This window comes from Variovorax sp. 05L425, from assembly GCF_056397705.1.
Map to the genome: position 1 here is coordinate 133,763 of NZ_JBFTNY010000013.1, position 16,197 is coordinate 149,959.

14 protein-coding genes are annotated in these 16,197 nt (G+C 66.1%); 11 read left to right on the forward strand and 3 right to left on the reverse strand.

Annotated features, from left to right (window positions below; translation table 11 throughout):
• Positions 1 to 337: 337 nt before the first annotated feature.
• Complete coding sequence (locus tag AC1DN9_RS16430; protein WP_478101977.1) at positions 338 to 1,360, reverse strand: YhdH/YhfP family quinone oxidoreductase; 1,023 nt, start codon at positions 1,358 to 1,360, stop codon at positions 338 to 340.
• Between the two features lie 125 nt (positions 1,361 to 1,485).
• Between AC1DN9_RS16430 and AC1DN9_RS16435 the strand changes: the two genes are divergently transcribed.
• The gene (locus tag AC1DN9_RS16435) at positions 1,486 to 2,718 is read left to right on the forward strand and encodes an acyl-CoA dehydrogenase family protein (RefSeq protein ID WP_478101979.1); all 1,233 of its coding nucleotides are present in this window, start codon (positions 1,486 to 1,488) and stop codon (positions 2,716 to 2,718) included.
• Between the two features lie 12 nt (positions 2,719 to 2,730).
• On the opposite strand, the gene AC1DN9_RS16440 is transcribed toward AC1DN9_RS16435, so the two are convergent.
• Positions 2,731 to 3,942, reverse strand: a complete 1,212-nt coding sequence (locus AC1DN9_RS16440) for a CaiB/BaiF CoA transferase family protein (protein ID WP_478101981.1) — start codon at positions 3,940 to 3,942, stop codon at positions 2,731 to 2,733.
• A 136-nt stretch (positions 3,943 to 4,078) separates the two neighbouring features.
• Between AC1DN9_RS16440 and AC1DN9_RS16445 the strand changes: the two genes are divergently transcribed.
• From AC1DN9_RS16445 to AC1DN9_RS16465, 5 genes are read left to right on the forward strand one after another with little or no spacing between them, the layout of a single operon-like run.
• Positions 4,079 to 4,930 (forward strand): IclR family transcriptional regulator, encoded by an 852-nt coding sequence (locus AC1DN9_RS16445; RefSeq protein ID WP_478101983.1) that lies wholly within the window; start codon positions 4,079 to 4,081, stop codon positions 4,928 to 4,930.
• A gap of 20 nt (positions 4,931 to 4,950) precedes the next feature.
• On the forward strand, positions 4,951 to 6,120 hold the full coding sequence (locus AC1DN9_RS16450) for an acyl-CoA dehydrogenase family protein (protein WP_478101985.1): 1,170 nt from the start codon (positions 4,951 to 4,953) through the stop codon (positions 6,118 to 6,120).
• Complete coding sequence (locus tag AC1DN9_RS16455; RefSeq protein ID WP_478101987.1) at positions 6,117 to 7,127, forward strand: CaiB/BaiF CoA transferase family protein; 1,011 nt, start codon at positions 6,117 to 6,119, stop codon at positions 7,125 to 7,127. The genes AC1DN9_RS16450 and AC1DN9_RS16455 overlap by 4 nt, the downstream gene beginning before the upstream one ends.
• A gap of 23 nt (positions 7,128 to 7,150) precedes the next feature.
• Positions 7,151 to 8,140, forward strand: a complete 990-nt coding sequence (locus AC1DN9_RS16460) for a Bug family tripartite tricarboxylate transporter substrate binding protein (protein WP_478101989.1) — start codon at positions 7,151 to 7,153, stop codon at positions 8,138 to 8,140.
• 14 nt (positions 8,141 to 8,154) lie between these two features.
• Entirely contained in the window at positions 8,155 to 9,252 is a 1,098-nt protein-coding gene (locus tag AC1DN9_RS16465) for an NAD(P)H-dependent flavin oxidoreductase (RefSeq protein WP_478101991.1), read from the forward strand.
• 6 nt (positions 9,253 to 9,258) lie between these two features.
• On the opposite strand, the gene AC1DN9_RS16470 is transcribed toward AC1DN9_RS16465, so the two are convergent.
• Positions 9,259 to 9,861 (reverse strand): phenylacetic acid degradation protein PaaY, encoded by a 603-nt coding sequence (locus tag AC1DN9_RS16470; protein ID WP_478101993.1) that lies wholly within the window; start codon positions 9,859 to 9,861, stop codon positions 9,259 to 9,261.
• Positions 9,862 to 10,046: 185 nt separating this feature from the next.
• Between AC1DN9_RS16470 and paaG the strand changes: the two genes are divergently transcribed.
• From paaG to paaA, 5 genes are read left to right on the forward strand one after another with little or no spacing between them, the layout of a single operon-like run.
• On the forward strand, positions 10,047 to 10,847 hold the full coding sequence (gene paaG / locus AC1DN9_RS16475; protein WP_478101995.1) for a 2-(1,2-epoxy-1,2-dihydrophenyl)acetyl-CoA isomerase PaaG: 801 nt from the start codon (positions 10,047 to 10,049) through the stop codon (positions 10,845 to 10,847).
• Between the two features lie 6 nt (positions 10,848 to 10,853).
• Positions 10,854 to 11,303 (forward strand): hydroxyphenylacetyl-CoA thioesterase PaaI, encoded by a 450-nt coding sequence (gene paaI, locus AC1DN9_RS16480; RefSeq protein ID WP_478101997.1) that lies wholly within the window; start codon positions 10,854 to 10,856, stop codon positions 11,301 to 11,303.
• 21 nt (positions 11,304 to 11,324) lie between these two features.
• On the forward strand, positions 11,325 to 12,644 hold the full coding sequence (paaK, locus tag AC1DN9_RS16485) for a phenylacetate--CoA ligase PaaK (RefSeq protein ID WP_478101998.1): 1,320 nt from the start codon (positions 11,325 to 11,327) through the stop codon (positions 12,642 to 12,644).
• A gap of 41 nt (positions 12,645 to 12,685) precedes the next feature.
• Positions 12,686 to 15,133 (forward strand): penicillin acylase family protein, encoded by a 2,448-nt coding sequence (locus AC1DN9_RS16490; RefSeq protein WP_478102000.1) that lies wholly within the window; start codon positions 12,686 to 12,688, stop codon positions 15,131 to 15,133.
• A 38-nt stretch (positions 15,134 to 15,171) separates the two neighbouring features.
• Complete coding sequence (paaA, locus tag AC1DN9_RS16495) at positions 15,172 to 16,185, forward strand: 1,2-phenylacetyl-CoA epoxidase subunit PaaA (RefSeq protein ID WP_478102002.1); 1,014 nt, start codon at positions 15,172 to 15,174, stop codon at positions 16,183 to 16,185.
• The last annotated feature ends 12 nt before the right edge of the window (positions 16,186 to 16,197 follow it).

Here is a 16,197-nt window from a genome sequence, read left to right on the forward strand (position 1 = left end):
GTTGAGATCGCTCTCGGGCGCCGTGGGGACACCGTCGACCAGAAGCCGAAACGATTTGTCCCAGAAGTTGGCGTCGTAGGAATTGTTGTTCATCATTCGCAGCTGGATCCGCAATGCATCCTTCTCGGATGTTTGCGGCGAGACCTCCGCCGAAAGCAGCGTGAAAGTCGCCGGGCCGAGCTTGTAGTCGCGCATCGCGGGCAGTGTCACGGCGTAGCTCGTCCGTGTTGGCGAGGCCGGAGCCGCGGCCGGTGCCTGCGACGATGAGGGCGCGGCCGCTGCTGCGCTCGGTGGTTGCGCAGGTGGCGATCCGCGGAGACCGGAGACTGTCACTCGCCTATGGCACGTCGAATGAAAGCAGCGTCCTGCCCGAAATCTTTCCCTCGAGTTGCAGTCGCGCGTTCTCTACGACTTCCGCAAGCCTGATCTCACGCACGTGTGGCTCGATTGCTGAGAACGTCGGTTTCCATATCGAGCCGAGGCGCCCCCAGAGCCGGTCTCGCACTTCCCAGCTTGCATTCGCGACGACGCCAAAGAGGCTGATGCCGCGCATGATGAAGGGAAGCACGCTGCCGTCGAAGGCATTGCCGCCCGCATTGCCCACGGAGGCCACGCATCCGCCTTCGCGTGTGCTGCGCAGCAACCACGACAAGGCGCTGCCTCCCACGTTGTCGATGCTTGCGGCGAACCTTGGCTTCTCCAGCGGCCGGGTGGATGCCGCGATCTCGGTGGCGTCGATGATCTCGCTCGCACCTAGCGCACGAAGCGATTCGGACTGCGCCGGCCTGCGCGTCACGGCGGCCACGCGATAGCCCGCGGCCGAGAGGATGGCCATTGCGAGCGTGCCCACCGCTCCGCCGGCGCCGGTCACGGCAATGCTTCCATCTTGCGGTCGCACGCCATGACGCTCGAAGGCGTCGAGGGCCATCGCGACCGTGAAGCCCGGCACCCCCAGCACCGCGCATTCGTACGCCCTCAGCCCCCTGGGCAGCGCCATGGCGTGAGCCGCGGGCACCCGCACATATTCGGAGTAGCCGCCGTCGAAGGCAATGCCGGTGCGGAAGCCATGCACCAGCACCGTCTGTCCGGGTTCAATTGAACGGGCCACGCCTGCGACCGCCACGACATCGCCCACCAGTTCAATGCCGCAGATGCGTGGATGGCTTTCGACAATCTTCGCGCGGCCCAGCAGCGAAAGGGAATCCTTGTAGTTGATGCCCGCGTACCGCGTTCGCACCACCAACTCGCCCGCTGAAAGTTCGTCGAGCCCGATCGATTCAAGGCGCGTCTGCACGCCGCTGTCGGCTTGATGCGTGCGCAGGCATTGAAATCTCGAAGGGACGCTGGCGGGTGGTGTCATGCCGCCCATCAAAACACAGCGCCCGCGTTTGGCAATGCGGTGATTCGCCTGTCGAAACGCCGTCTCGACGGCCCCTTGTGCGCGCGCGAAGATGGGTGACTACAACCATCGCCCGGAGACATGCAGTGACCATCGCCCGACTTTTTTCCGATCACCGCCTGGACGCCCTCGACGCCGACGAACGCGCACTCATCGAGCGCCTTCGCATGTTGTGCCGCGAGCAACTGGGCCCCCAGGCGGCTGATGTCGCACGCGAGGACATCTTTGCCTGGAACACCTTCCGGACGCTGGCGCGCGAAGGCATCGTCGCCACGGCCTTCCCGCGCGAATACGGCGGCACCGATGCGCGCCAGGTGACGCGCGTGTGCATCATCGAGGAACTCGGCCGCGTGTGCAGCACGTCGGCCTCGATGATCACCGGCACTGACCTTTCCGCCCGCGCTGTGGTCGCGGGGGCCTCCGAGCCCATCAAGCGCGAACTGCTTCCTGCTCTCTGTCGCGGCGAGATCCAGACGGCCTTTGCACTCACGGAGCCCTCCGCAGGTTCCGACGTCCGCGGGTTGGCGAGCACGGCGCGGCGCGACGGCGACCACTATGTGCTCAACGGCGCGAAGAAGTTCATCACCCGCGCCGGCACGGCGGATTGGCTGATGGTGATCGCGCGCCTGGTCGACGATGCCGGCGCTGCCAGCGAGAAGTTGGTCGGCTTGCTCGTGCCCAAGGGCGCAGCGGGACTGACCGTGAGCGCCGATGCGGCCAAGCTCGGCTGGTTCGGCGTGCCCATCGCCTCGCTGGCGTTCAAGGACGTGCGTGTGCCGGTCACGCAGCGGCTCGGCGAGGAGGGCGAGGGCTTCTCCCTGGCGCAGGACGCGCTGCTGCGCGCCCGCATCGGACACGCTTCGATGGCATTGGGCCGCGCGATCGGCGCGGTGGAGATCGCCGCCACCTACACCACGGACCGCAGCGCCTTCGACAAGCCGCTGAATGGGCACCAGGGCGTGCAGTGGATGCTGGCCGACATGGCCACGCAGATCGAGGCCTCGCGCGCGCTCGTGTGGACTGCGGCGCAGAAGTACGACCACGGCGACAGCGACACGGCCACCTTCGCATCGATGGCCAAGCTGCATGCGACCGACCTGTGCATGAAGGTCGTCACCGACGCGCTCCAACTGACCGGCGGCCGTGGCTACCTGAAGGACTTTCCGCTGGAGCGCTTCTTCCGCGACGCCAAGCTCAACCAGATCGGCGAGGGCGCAAGCGAGGTGCACAAGACAGTGATCGGACGAGACCTCGCGCGGCGCGCGGCTCAATCCGAGCGCAACCCGTGCCTGCGTGACGGGCCGCTCACTGACTACTGAACGCTACAGGACCTAGATCACGCCCTCTGCCTTGAGGGCGCTGAGCTCGCCCTTCGAGAGCCCGAACTGCGCATACACCTCGGCGTTGTGCTCGCCGACATCCGGTCCGGTTCGCGGCACAGGCATCTCGCGCCCGGTGATTCGCGGCACGATGCACGGGGCCGGCACGCTGCCGTACTGCGGATCGGGCAGCCGCACGATGGCCTGGCGTGCCACGAATTGCGGATCGCGCTCGATGTCCTCGATCGAATAGACCTTGCTGAACGGAATGCCCGCGGCCTCCAGCGTACGCTCGATGGCCTCGTAGGGACGCGCCGAAAACCATTCCGACAGCATCCGATCGAGTTCGCGAAGATGCACGACGCGCTGGATGTTGGTGGCAAAGCGCTCGTCGCCGGCCCACTCGGGGCGGTCGATGGCGGCCGCGAGCCGCGCAAAGATCGCATCGGACGACGCGACCAGCGAGAAGAAGAAGCGGTCCGCGCTCACGTACATGTTGCTCGGTGCGGTGTAGGTCGCGCAGTTGCCGGCCGGGGCGCGCACCAGGCCCAGTTGCTCGTGCTCGATGGCGAGTGGATCGAGCAGGCGGAACAAGGCCTCGGTGGCTGACAGGTCCACTTCGGCGCCCTTCGCAGTCGGGTCGGCCCGCAGCCGCGCGATCTCGGACGCGATCGAGAAGGCGGCGAAGAGGCCCGCCACCGCATCACCTACCGGAAAGTTCATGTGCTGCGGCGAACCGCCTTCTTCGCCGGTGAGGTTGGTGAAGCCGCTCATTGCTTCGAACACGCGCGCGAATCCGGGCCGAGCGCGGTAAGGGCCGGTCTGCCCGAAGCCGGTGAGACGAAGGATGACGAGCCGTGGATTGATCGCCCACAGCGTCTCGGCGTCCAGGCCCCATCGGTCCATCGTGCCGGTTCGGAAGTTCTCGACCAGCACGTCGAATTGCGGAAGCATCCGCAAGAGCAGGTCGCGGCCGCGCGGCTTGCGCACATCGAGCGAGATGCCGCGCTTGCCGCGGTTCGCCACCTTCCACCACAGCGGAACGCCTTCCTTCACGGGTTGCAGCGAGCGCAGGGGGTCGCTTCCGTCCGGAAGTTCCAGCTTCACCACCGTTGCGCCGTGATCGGCGCACAGCGTCGCACCGAACGGCGCCGCCAGCACGGTGGCCATGTCGAGGATGCGGACGCCTGACAGGGCGCCCGATGGGGAGGTGGATGCGGTCAATGGGTGGCCTCTAAAGAGTGGGGTCGGCAGGGCAGGGCGTCCGGCTTTCCCCGTTTTTGCCAGAGCACGATTTGGACTACAACGAGCGTTTCGCACAGCGAAACAGGTTCACCAGGCCACCCCGTTCGAGTCCATCATGAGTTCCAACCAACGCCCCACCTCCACCCGCCGCGCCATGTTCACCGCCCCGCTTCCAGGTCTCGTCAACCCGCACGACCTCAGCGCCGATCGCCAGTTCTCGATGAACCTGGCGCGCGGCATGGAGGTGTTGCGCGCGTTCACGCTGGCCGAGCCGATGCTGGGCAATCGGGAGATCTCCGATCGCACGGGATTGCCCAAGCCGACGGTCTCGCGGCTGACCTACACGCTCACGCTTCTGGGCTACCTGAGTCGGGTCGAGGGCCTGCAGAAGTACCGGCTGGGTTCGGGTGTGCTGTCGCTCGGCTATCCGCTCCTGGCCAACACACGCGTGCGCCAGATCGCGCGGCCCTTCATGGAGCAGGTGGCGCGAGAGACCGGTTGCACTGTCAACCTCGGCATGCGTGACCGCACGAGCGTGGTCTACATCGACACCTGCCGCGTCGATGCGGGCAACGTCTACCAGCCTGACATCGGCAGCACGCGCCCGCTGCTGTCGACGTCGATTGGGCGCGCCCTGATCCTGGCCAGCCCGCCCACGGAGCGCAAGGCGATCCTGAATCGGCTGAGGGTCGAGGACCCGGAGCGCTTTGCACTCGACAAGCCGCTGTGGGAGGCCGACCAGAAGGCCTTTGTGCAGCGCGGCTATTGCTATTCGCGCGGCGACTGGCGAAAGGAAGTGCATGCCGTCGCTGTACCTATCCGGCTGAGCGCGCGCGAAGAGATCGTCGCGCTCAATTGCACGTCGGCCGCCTATCGCCTCGACAAGCCGACGCTGGAAAAACAAGTTGCGCCACGCCTGCTCGATGCCGTGCGCCTGATCGAAACCGCCTGCGGCACCCCGCGCTGAACCCAAGGAGAACGCATCCAATGATCCGCAACCCCGAAGCCTTCGCAAGACTGCTCGCCGAGGTCCGCCAGTTCGTGCGGGACGAGTGCATGCCGCTCGAAGCCGAGGTCGACCAGAGCGACGAGATTCCGCCCGCCATCGTCGCGCGCATGCGCAGCCTGGGCCTGTTCGGCCACAGCATTCCCGAAGCCTACGGCGGCGCGGGGCTCACCTCTGAAGAGCTGTCGCTCGTCAACATCGAGGTGTCGCAATGCGCCACTACCTTCCGGGCCCGCTTTGGGGGCAATACCGGCATTGCGTCGGAATCGCTGGTCGTCGATGGAACCGAAGCACAAAAGAAAGCGTGGCTGCCGCGCCTCGCGAGCGGCGAGGTCACCGGTTGCTTCGCGCTGACCGAACCGGACGCCGGCTCCGACGCCACAGCCTTGACGACGACCGCCGTGCTCGATGGCGATGACTATGTGATCAGCGGCCGGAAGTGCTTCATCACCAATGCGCCGATCGCCGATCTGTTCACCGTGTTCGCGCGCACCGATGCCTCTGCCAAGGGTGCCGCCGGCATCAGCGCCTTCCTGATCCCGCGCGGCACGCCGGGCCTCGGCACGCCGCCGGCCTATCGCAAGATGGGCCAGCACGGCTCGCCGGTGGGCGAGGTGGTGCTCGAAAACTGCCGTGTTCCGGCTTCGGCGATCGTCGGCGGACAACCGGGCCAGGGCTTCCGCACGGCGATGAAGGCGTTGAACAAGCAGCGCATCAATCTGGCGGGCTTGTGCGTCGGGCCAGCGATCCGCCTCGTCGACGAGATGGTCGAGCGTGCCACGTCGCGCCGCCAGTTCGGTCAGGCCATTGCCGAGTTCCAGCTCGTGCAGCAGATGATCGCCGAGAGCAATGTCGAGGTGCACGCCGCGCGTGCGCTGGTGCTGGAGACGGCGCGCAAGCGCGATGCCGGCGAGGACGTGACGATGGAAGCATCCATGTGCAAGCTCTTTGCCTCCGAGATGTGCGGCCGCGTGGCCGACCGCGCGGTGCAGGTGTTCGGCGGAGGCGGCTATGTGGCGGACAACGTCGCCGAGCGCTTCTACCGCGACGTGCGGCTGTTTCGCCTGTACGAAGGCACGAGCCAGATCCATCTCGTCAACATCGCCAAGCGCACTGTCGCGCTGGCGCAGGCGCGCAAGGCGGCCGCATGAAGGCGCTGGCCGGCCTGCGCGTGCTCGAGTTCGCCACGGTCGGCGGCGTGCCCTTCTGCGCCTGGTGGCTCGCGCAGCAGGGCGCCGAGGTAACGCGCGTTGCCAATCCGCGTCCTCCCGAGCTCGGCGTGCCGGTCGACGCGGAAGCCGACATCGGCCAGTGGGCGCGCGAGCTTCGAACGCTGGATCTCAAGACCGCTGAAGGCCGGGAGGCGGCGCTCGATGCGGCCGCGCAGGCGGACGTGCTGGTGGAGGGCTTTCGGCCCGGCGTGATGGAGCGGCTCGGGCTCGGCCCTGCGGCGATCCATGCGCGCAACCCGCGGCTCGTGTATGCCCGCATTGTCGGGTGGGAGCGGCAGGGGCCGTGGGCACAACGCGCCGGGCATGACATCAACTATGTCGCCATGAGCGGTGCGCTGCACGCCGTGGGCGCGGACCATGTGCCGCTCAACCTGCTGGGCGACCTCGCCGGCGGTGCGCTGTACGCCGCCATGGGGATTCTGTCTGCGCTCCATGCGCGCGCATCGACGGATCGCGGCTGCGTCGTGGACGCGTCCATGACGCATGGTTGCGCGCACCTGCTTACCGCGGTGTTCGCACGCCTGGGCGTGGGGGCCTGGCAGGACGCGCCCCATGCCAACGTGATCGACGGGGGCGTGCCCTGGTACCGGAGTTACCTCACCGCCGACGGGCGCCACATGGCCGTCGGCGCGATCGAAGAGCGCTTCTATCTGAGTTTCGTCGCCGGCCTCGGCCTCGACCCGGCCCGCCTGCCCTCGCGAGGCGATCGCGCGCGCCATGGCGAACTGGCGGCGCTCTTCCAGAAGCGCTTCCTTCGGCAGTCGATGGCGCACTGGGCCGCCCACTTCGAAGCCCTCGACGCTTGCGTGACGCCGGTTCTGAATCTTCGCGAAGCGCGCGTGCATGAGGTGAACCGCGGGCTGTTCAAGGACGGAAACGGCCCCTGGGTTCCGGCAGCAGCACCTCAACTCTTTCCAATTCAATGACAGTCAATGACAGGAGACAAGCAATGATCCGCAATACGACTCGCCGCGCTTTCGGCGCCATGTGCATCGCAGCGCTGAGCCTGGCCGTCGCGCCGGCCCTGGCGCAAGGCGATGCTTATCCGACCAAGCCGATCAAGATCATCGTTCCCTTCTCCGCAGGCGGAGTCGTGGATTCGATCGCCCGCATCGTGGGCGAGAAGCTGAGCGTGAAGTACGGCCAACCGGTCATCGTCGAGAACAAGACCGGGGCGGGAGGCTCCATCGGGACCGACTTCGTGGCCAAGTCTGCGCCGGACGGCTACACGCTGCTGTGTGTCAGCCCTGGCCATGCAGTGGCGCCGAGCATCATCAAGGGTGTGACGTGGAATCCGGTGAAGGATTTTCGGGCGATCGAAGGCTTCGGGATCATCTCGAACGTGTTCGTCGTGCCGCCGAACGTGCCCGTCAAGAACATGGCCGAACTCGTTGCGCTGGCGAAGAGCAGCGCCACGCCGCTGACCTACGCGACGGCTGGTGTCGGGACTTCCAACCATCTCTCCGGCGAACTGCTTTCGCAGATGGCGGGCGTGAAGCTCACGCACGTGCCCTATCGCGGCCAGCCCGATGCATTGAACGACCTGCTTGGCGGCCGGGTGACGATGATGCCGCTGACCGCGGCGCTGGCGTCCCCCTACATCAAGAGCGGCAAGTTGAAGGCTCTCGCGGTCACCACGGCCAAGCGCTCGGCCGCGCTGCCGGATGTACCGACGGTTGCCGAATCGATCGGCCTCCCGGACTACAGCGTCGGGACATGGTTCGGCTTCGTGGCGCCCGCCAAGACGCCGGACGCGCTGATCCGGAAACTGTCTGCCGATGTCGCTGAAGTTCTCGCGATGCCCGACACCAAGGCCAAGCTGGAGATGCTGGGCCTCGAACTCGCGCCGCAGGGCCCGAAGGAGTTCGATGCCTTCATCGCGACCGAGGTCGGGCGCTGGAGCAAGGTCATCAAGCAAGCCGGCATCGATCCGCAATGAGGGAGACCCGCGCCATGAAATCGCCCCTGAAGCCACCCATCTGCGCAAAGCTCGGCATCGCGCATCCGATCTTCGGGTTCTCGCATTCGATCGACGTGGTGGTCGAGATCGCCAAGGCAGGCGGATTTCCGGTGCTCGGCCTGGCGCGGGAGATGCCGCACGAGATTCCGCACATCCTGGAAGAGGTCGATTCGCGAATGCAGGGGCTTCCCTATGGGGTCGACCTGATGCTGCCTTCGCAGGTGCCGCAGACCGGCAGCATCGATGACGTGCGCGGCGCCTTGCCGCAGACGCATGTCGAATTCGTCGACGGCCTGCGCGATCGCTTCGCCGTGCAGGCACCGGTCAAGCCCAGCTTCTTTACCACGCAGGTGCGCTCCGAGTCGCTGTTCGAGCAGCAGATCGAGCAGGTGCTGGCTTCGAACGCGCTGGGCGTCGCCACGGCGATCGGCCTGCGTCCGGAACTCATCGCGCGCGCCAAGGCGGCGGGCAAGGTGACCTTCTCGCTCATCGGCTCCGTTCGCCATGCGCAAAAGGCCTTGGCGATGGGCGTGGACGTGCTCGTGGCGCAGGGCTACGACGCCGGAGGTCACACAGGAACGGTGGGCACCTTCTCGTTGGTGCCGCAGATCGTTGCTGTCGCCGGAGATGCACCGGTGCTCGCCGCTGGCGGCATCGGCAATGGCGATCAGATCGTTGCGGCCATTGCCATGGGCGCGCAGGGCGGTTGGCTCGGCACCCTATGGATGGCCGCCGCCGAAAACCACACGCCGCCGGCGCTGCTGCGTCGCCTGATCGACAGCGGCAGCGAAGACACGGTGATCACGCGCGCCCATAGCGGAAAGCCATGCCGGGTGGTGCGCAGCGACTGGATCGATGCGTGGTCTGCGTCCGGCGCACCAGAGCCCTTGCCGATGCCCTTGCAGCAGGCGCTGACGGGCGATGTGTTCGCGTCGATCCACGAACATGACGATGCACGACTCATCTACGAGGCGGCAGGACAGAGCATCTTCGCCATCCGGCGAGAGACGCGAGTCGCCGACCAGATGGCGGCGCTCAAGGGCGAGATGCAGGCCGCCTGGCAGCGTATGTCGATGATGTCTGCCAGCTGACCAGGGCTACCCGCGCTTCGTCGCGATCAACGGCTTCACATCCGGCGCATTCACCCGCGGCCGATCGGCCTCTACCGCAGCCAGCGGGTCAACCTCCTTCATGCTCGCAAGACAGCGTTGCGTGAGGTGCTGGTATGTGCGCGTGCCTTCCAGCTTCCACGCGACTTCCTGATCGCTCAGTTCGCGCATCACCTTCGCGGGAATGCCGGCGGCGAGCGATCGCGCGGGGATTTTCTTGCCCGCCGGAACGAAGGCGCAGGCCGCGAGGATGGCCGCTTCGCCGACTTCGGCCTCGTCCATGACGACGGCATTCATGCCGACCAGCGCGTCGCGCCGGACGATGCAGCTGTGCAGCACGGCGCCATGGCCGATGTGGCCGTTTTCCTCGACGACGGTGTCCTGGGCGGGGAAGCCGTGAATCACGCAGGTGTCCTGCAAGTTGGAGCCGCGCTGGAGCACGATGCGGCCGAAATCGCCGCGCAGCACGGCGCACGGCCCGACGTAGCAGTCCGGCCCGACGATCACGTCGCCGATCAGCACGGCAGTCGGATGCACATAGGCGCTCGGGTCGATGACCGGCACCACTCCTTCGATCGAATAACAAGGCAAGGCGGTCTCCTTCTTTTTTGGGAATGACGCCGATACGCGGGTTTTCCCGTGGATGTTCTGACTTGCGTCAGGCTGAAGTCGATCTTATGATTCACCGACCGGTCGGTCAACAATACATTTGACACAGATCAAGACGTCCGGCCCGGCCCCATCCCACGACTGCATCCCACGACTGGAGACACAGCTTGTCCGATTCACTCGTCCTTGCTTCGCATGACGGCCCGGTTTTGACGCTCACGCTCAACCGGCCCGCCGCTCTCAACAGCTTCACCGGTGCCATGCACGAGCAGCTTCGTGCCGCGCTCGACGCCGCTGCGGCCAACGCCGAGGTCCGCTGCCTCGTCCTGACAGGCGCCGGCCGTGGCTTCTGCGCCGGCCAGGATCTCGCCGATCCGATGGTCGCGCCGTCGCCCGCAGGCGAGCCCCCCAAGGATCTGGGCTGCACGATCGAGATCCTCTACAAGCCCCTCGTGCGACGGCTGAAGTCGATGCCTGTCCCGGTGATTGCCGCCGTCAACGGCGTCGCGGCCGGCGCGGGCGCGAACCTGGCGCTGAACTGCGATCTCGTGATCGCCGGCCAATCCGCCAGCTTCATCCAGGCCTTCGCCAAGATCGGCCTCGTGCCGGACACCGGCGGCACGTGGCTGCTGCCGCGCATCGTGGGCCGCGCGCGCGCCATGGGGCTCGCGATGCTCGGCGACAAGCTCAGCGCCGCCGAAGCCGAGCGCATCGGCCTCATCTGGAAATGCGTCGACGACGCGGTGCTGGCCGAGGAGGCCCGCAAGCTTGCGGTGCGTCTCGCCGCGATGCCGGTGAAGGCGCTGGCCGCCACCCGCGACGCCATCGATGGAGCCCAACACCTCACGCTCGATCAAGCACTCGATCACGAAGCCGTCGTGCAGTCCGAGCTTGGCCGCGCGCACGACTACCTCGAAGGCGTCGCCGCGTTCTCCGCGAAGCGCACTCCTGTTTTCACCGACCGCTGAATCGCAATGTCCACACCCCAATCCGAACGCACGCCGCAGCAGACCGCGGAACTGGTGCGCGAGAGCATGTTCGCCAACGACCGCGCTGCCAAGAACCTCGGCATGGAAGTCGTCGAAGTCTCGCCCGGCAATGCATCTGTCGCCATGACCGTGCGCGAGCACATGCTCAACGGCCACGACATCTGCCACGGCGGCCTCATCGCGACGCTCGCCGACACGGCCTTCGCGTATGCCTGCAACTCGTACAACGAACTGACGGTGGCCTCGGGCTTTTCCATCGACCTGATGGCGCCGGGCCGCGAGGGCGACGTGCTCACGGCGCGCAGCTTCGAGGTCTCCAAGGCAGGCCGGACCGGCGTCTACGACTGCGAAATCACCAACCAGCGGAACGAGCGCATCGCCGTCTTCCGCGGCCGTTCCCACACCATCAAGGGCAAGCCGGCCGTCGCCGCGTGAGCCGCCCGAGGAGACACATCCATGCCCGTGAAGCAACCCGCCCCCGGTGAACTCGACGCCATCGAGACCGCCAGCCGCGACGAGATCCAGGCCTTGCAATTGCAGCGTCTGCGCTGGTCGCTCAAGCACGCCTACGACAACGTGCCGCACTATCGCAAGGCGTTCGACGAAAAGGGCGTTCATCCCGACGACCTGAAGCAGCTGAGCGACTTGTCCAGGTTCCCCTTCACGACCAAGAAGGACCTGCGGGACAACTATCCCTTCGGTCTTTTCGCGGTTCCGCGGGAGCAGGTGTCACGCGTGCATGCATCGTCGGGCACCACGGGGAAGCCCACCGTCGTCGGCTACACGAAGAACGACATTGACACATGGGCCTCGTTGGTCGCACGTTCGATCCGCGCAGCGGGCGGCCGCGCGGGCGACATCGTGCACATCGCCTACGGCTACGGCCTCTTCACCGGCGGGCTCGGCGCGCACTACGGCGCCGAGCGGCTCGGCTGCACCGTAATTCCGATGTCGGGCGGGCAGACCGAAAAGCAGGTCCAGCTCATCCGCGATTTCAAGCCCGAGATCATCATGGTCACGCCGAGCTACATGCAGGTGATCGTCGAGGAATTCGTGCGCCAGGGGCTGGACCCGCGCGAATGCTCGCTCAAGGTCGGCATCTTCGGTGCCGAGCCGTGGACCGAGGCGATGCGCCACGAGATCGAAGGCAAGGCCGGCATCGACGCGGTCGACATCTACGGCCTCTCCGAAGTGATGGGCCCCGGCGTGGCGAGCGAATGCATCGAGACCAAGGACGGCCCCGTGCTGTGGGAAGACCACTTCTATCCCGAGATCATCAACCCCGAAACGGGCGAAGTGCTGCCCGAGGGCTCGGAGGGTGAACTCGTCTTCACCTCGCTCACCAAGGAAGCGCTGCCCATCATCCGCTACCGCACGCGAGATCTCACGCGGCTCCTGGCGCCCACCGCGCGCTCGTTCCGCCGCATGGGCAAGATCGTCGGGCGCTCGGACGACATGCTGATCATCCGCGGCGTCAACGTCTTCCCGACGCAGATCGAGGAGATCGTTCTGCAGCACGCCAAGCTCTCCGGGCAATACCAGATCAACGTGAGCCGCGACGGCCTGCTCGACACGGTGGAAGTGCGGTGCGAACTGCAGCCGCTCGCCGCGCCGTCCACCGATGACAAGGAAGTGGGCGAGATCGCGCGCTGGCTCCAGCAGCGCATCAAGACGCTGGTGGGCATCTCGACCACCGTCAACGTGCTGAAGCCCGACAGCATCGAACGCACGCTCACCGGAAAAGCCCGTCGCGTGATCGACAAGCGTTCGCGCTGAGCGCTGCGCATTCATCCTCCGCGCGATCAACGAACGAATTCATGCTGAAGAAACTCTCTCTCCTTTGCGCAGCCCTTGCTCTGGCCGGATGCGCCGCCACGACGGCCTCCTCGACCGGAACGGTCACGATCAAGCGCGACACCTACGGCGTGCCGCATGTCTATGCGAACGATGTGCGCGGCCTCTTCCATGGCTACGGCTATGTCGTTGCCGAAGACCGTCTGTTCCAGATGGAAATGGCGCGCCGCGCGGTGCTCGGGACCGTCTCCGAAGTGATGGGTCCGAACTACGTGGCGCTCGACAAGGGCAGCCGCTCGGCTTTCACGCCGGCTTCGATCCAGGCGCAGATGGCCAAACTGTCGCCCGATGACAGGGCCATCTTCGACGGCTATGCGGCAGGCTTCAATGCGCGGGTGAAAGAGGTGCTGGCCGACAAGACCACCCTGATGCCGAAGCAGTTCATCGACGCCGGCTTCGAGCCGAAAGCCGATTGGACCGGCTACGACGTCGCAATGATCTGGGTCGGCACGATGGCCAACCGCTATTCGAATACGAGCAGCGAGATCGCCAATCTCCGCCTGCTGAACCAGCTCCAGAAGGCAAAAGGCGATGCGCTCGGTCGCGAGCTTTTCGACCAGATCCGCTGGATCGAGGACCCACTGGCACCGACCACGGTCCCCCGCACCGGCGGGCGGGCGCAGGCCGCGGCGGCGCCGGTCGACGTTGTCGCAAAGGGTGACGACCCATTGGCCCGCCTGGCGCCGGTATCGCCCGAGTTGCTCGCCTCCCACAGCGACGTGGATGCAGCACGGCGCGGCGTCGCGCAGCCGTGGGAGCGGCCCATCGCCAGCAACCTCTGGATCGCCGGGCCGAAGAAGACCAGCGACGGCAGCACGGTGCTCATCAACGGGCCGCAGTTCAACTGGTTCAATCCCTCGTACGTGTTCGGCATCGGGCTGCATGGCGCCGGTTACGACGTGACGGGCAACACGCCCTTCGCGCACCCGGTGATCCTGTTCGGCACCAACGGAAAGATCGCCTGGGGCGCAACCGCTGGCCCGCTGGACGTCAACGACATGTACCAGGAGAAGCTCAACCCGTCGAACCGCTACGAATACCAGTTCAACGGCGCCATGCGGCCGATGGTCAAGCGCACGGAGATCATCAAGGTCAAGGGTCAGCCGGACCAGAACCTCGACATCTACTCGACGGTGCACGGCATCGTCACCGACTTCGACCTCCCGAACAACACCGCCTTCTCCATGAAGCGGAGCTGGGACGGCTATGAGCTCGAGTCCCTTCTGGGTTGGATCCATTCCATGCAGGCGAAGAACTGGGACCAGTGGCTGGCGCAGGCTTCGCGGGTCGCGATCACGATCAACTGGTACTACGCGGACGCCGACGGCAACATCGGCTACGTCTCGCCCGGCCGCTTGCCGATGCGCCCGGCCTCGCAGGACATTCGCTTGCCGGCGGTCGGCGACGGCACGATGGAGTGGCAGGGAATTCGTCCCTTCAAGGAGGACCCGCAGGTATTCAATCCGGCGCAGGGCTTCATCGCCAACTGGAACAACCAGTCCGCGCCCGGTGCGGTGAGCGACGGCGGCAACTACGCGGCGGCCGACCGGGTCAACGAATTCATCACCCGCCTCGAAGCCAAGCCGCGCCTGACGCGCGACGAGCTGTGGGCCATCAACCGCAGCACGGCCTACGCCGATACCAACGCCCGCTACTTCGTCCCGTTCATCGCCGAGGCCACACGCAGCTTGCCGGCCACCAATCCCGCGAAGCGCGCTGCGCAGATCCTTGCCGCCTGGAACATGGAGAACGACGATCCGACCGAGCAGGGCGTCTACCAGAGCCCAGCCACGACGATCATGATGACCTGGCTGCCGATCATCTACAAGCAACTGCTGGCCGACGACCTGCCGCCCGAAGTGTTTGCCGCGTACTCGAACGGCGGCTATGCAGGCGCGACGCAGGTGGCCAGCATCCGGCCGGGCAACGGCTCCAAGCTGCTCTACAACGCGCTGCTCGGACCCAAGGCCGGCGTGCCGCAGCACTACGACTTCTTCAATGGCGCGGACAAGAACGCCATGATCCGCAGCACCCTGGCGCAGGCCATGTCCGAGTTGACGACGCGCTACGGCAGCGATCCGGCGCGTTGGCGCACACCCGTCACCAAGCACGTGTTCCTCACGAGCAACTTCATCGGTGCGCCGCAGGCCAACGCCGACGAATTGCTCACGCTGCCGAGCTTCATGAACCGCGGTTCGCAGAACGACAAGGTGGTGTTCTCGGCCGGGAGCGTTTCAATGTGCACGGCGGCGCCCCCCGGACAAAGCGGCTTCGTCGCACCCGACGGCCGCAAGGCGGCGCACTATGCCGACCAGATGACGCTCTTCAAGGATTTCGGCTGCAAGAGCGAATCGCTGACACCGGCCGACGTGGACCGGAATCTCGAGTCGAGCAAGCAGCTGATGTATTGACCGAATTGACCGTATTGACCCTTCAATAGGAGATCACGATGTACACGCAAGCCATGGACACGATGGGCAAAGAGCCCGGCGACGGCAAGAAGGCCGTGCGCTCCGCAGAGGAGATGCAACTCGAGCAGCGTTTCGACGCCCGCATCGATGCCGGCGACTTCATCGAAGCGAAGGACTGGATGCCCGAGCACTACCGCAAGACGCTCGTGCGCCAGATCAGCCAGCACGCGCATTCCGAAATCGTCGGCATGCTGCCCGAGGGCAACTGGATCACCCGCGCGCCGACGCTCAAGCGCAAGGCCATCCTGCTGGCGAAGGTGCAGGACGAGGCAGGCCATGGCCTGTATCTGTATTCGGCCGCCGAGACGCTCGGCACCTCGCGCGACCAGATGGTCGATGCGCTGCACACGGGCCGTGCCAAGTACAGCTCGATCTTCAACTACCCGACATTGACCTGGGCCGACATGGGCACCATCGGCTGGCTGGTCGACGGCGCCGCGATCATGAACCAGGTGCCGATCTGCCGCTGCTCCTACGCACCCTATGCGCGCGCCATGATCCGCATCTGCCGCGAAGAGAGCTTCCATCAGCGCCAAGGCTACGAAGCGCTGCTCACGATGATGCAGAAGGGCACCGACGCGCAGAAGGCGATGGTGCAGGACGCGGTCGACCGCTGGTGGTGGCCATCGATCATGATGTTCGGCCCGCCGGACGATCAGTCGCCCAATTCGGCGCAATCGATGCGCTGGGGCATCAAGCGCTTCACCAACGACGATCTGCGCGCGAAGTTCATCGACGCGGCCGTTGAGCAGGCCAAGGTGCTCGGCGTGACGCTGCCCGACCCGGACCTCAAGTGGAACGAGGAGCGCCAGCACCACGACCACGGCCCCATCGACTGGAGCGAGTTCTGGCGCGTCATCGGCGGCGACGGCCCCTGCAACCGCGAGCGCCTTGGCGCCCGCGTGAAGGCCTGGGACGACGGCGCCTGGGTACGCGAAGCCGCACTGGCCCACGCCGCGCGCCGCGCAGCCCCCGAACCCCTCGCGGCGTAACGCGCGCGCAAC

Excerpts from the sequence above, each read along its gene's own strand:
- AC1DN9_RS16430 (WP_478101977.1), bottom strand. The coding sequence starts at position 1,360 with ATGACACCACCCGCCAGCGTCCCTTCGAGATTTCAATGCCTGCGCACG.
- AC1DN9_RS16445 (WP_478101983.1), top strand. The coding sequence starts at position 4,079 with ATGAGTTCCAACCAACGCCCCACCTCCACCCGCCGCGCCATGTTCACC.
- AC1DN9_RS16450 (WP_478101985.1), top strand. The coding sequence starts at position 4,951 with ATGATCCGCAACCCCGAAGCCTTCGCAAGACTGCTCGCCGAGGTCCGC.
- AC1DN9_RS16455 (WP_478101987.1), top strand. The coding sequence starts at position 6,117 with ATGAAGGCGCTGGCCGGCCTGCGCGTGCTCGAGTTCGCCACGGTCGGC.
- AC1DN9_RS16460 (WP_478101989.1), top strand. The coding sequence starts at position 7,151 with ATGATCCGCAATACGACTCGCCGCGCTTTCGGCGCCATGTGCATCGCA.
- AC1DN9_RS16465 (WP_478101991.1), top strand. The coding sequence starts at position 8,155 with ATGAAATCGCCCCTGAAGCCACCCATCTGCGCAAAGCTCGGCATCGCG.
- paaI (WP_478101997.1), top strand. The coding sequence starts at position 10,854 with ATGTCCACACCCCAATCCGAACGCACGCCGCAGCAGACCGCGGAACTG.
- paaK (WP_478101998.1), top strand. The coding sequence starts at position 11,325 with ATGCCCGTGAAGCAACCCGCCCCCGGTGAACTCGACGCCATCGAGACC.
- AC1DN9_RS16490 (WP_478102000.1), top strand. The coding sequence starts at position 12,686 with ATGCTGAAGAAACTCTCTCTCCTTTGCGCAGCCCTTGCTCTGGCCGGA.
- paaA (WP_478102002.1), top strand. The coding sequence starts at position 15,172 with ATGTACACGCAAGCCATGGACACGATGGGCAAAGAGCCCGGCGACGGC.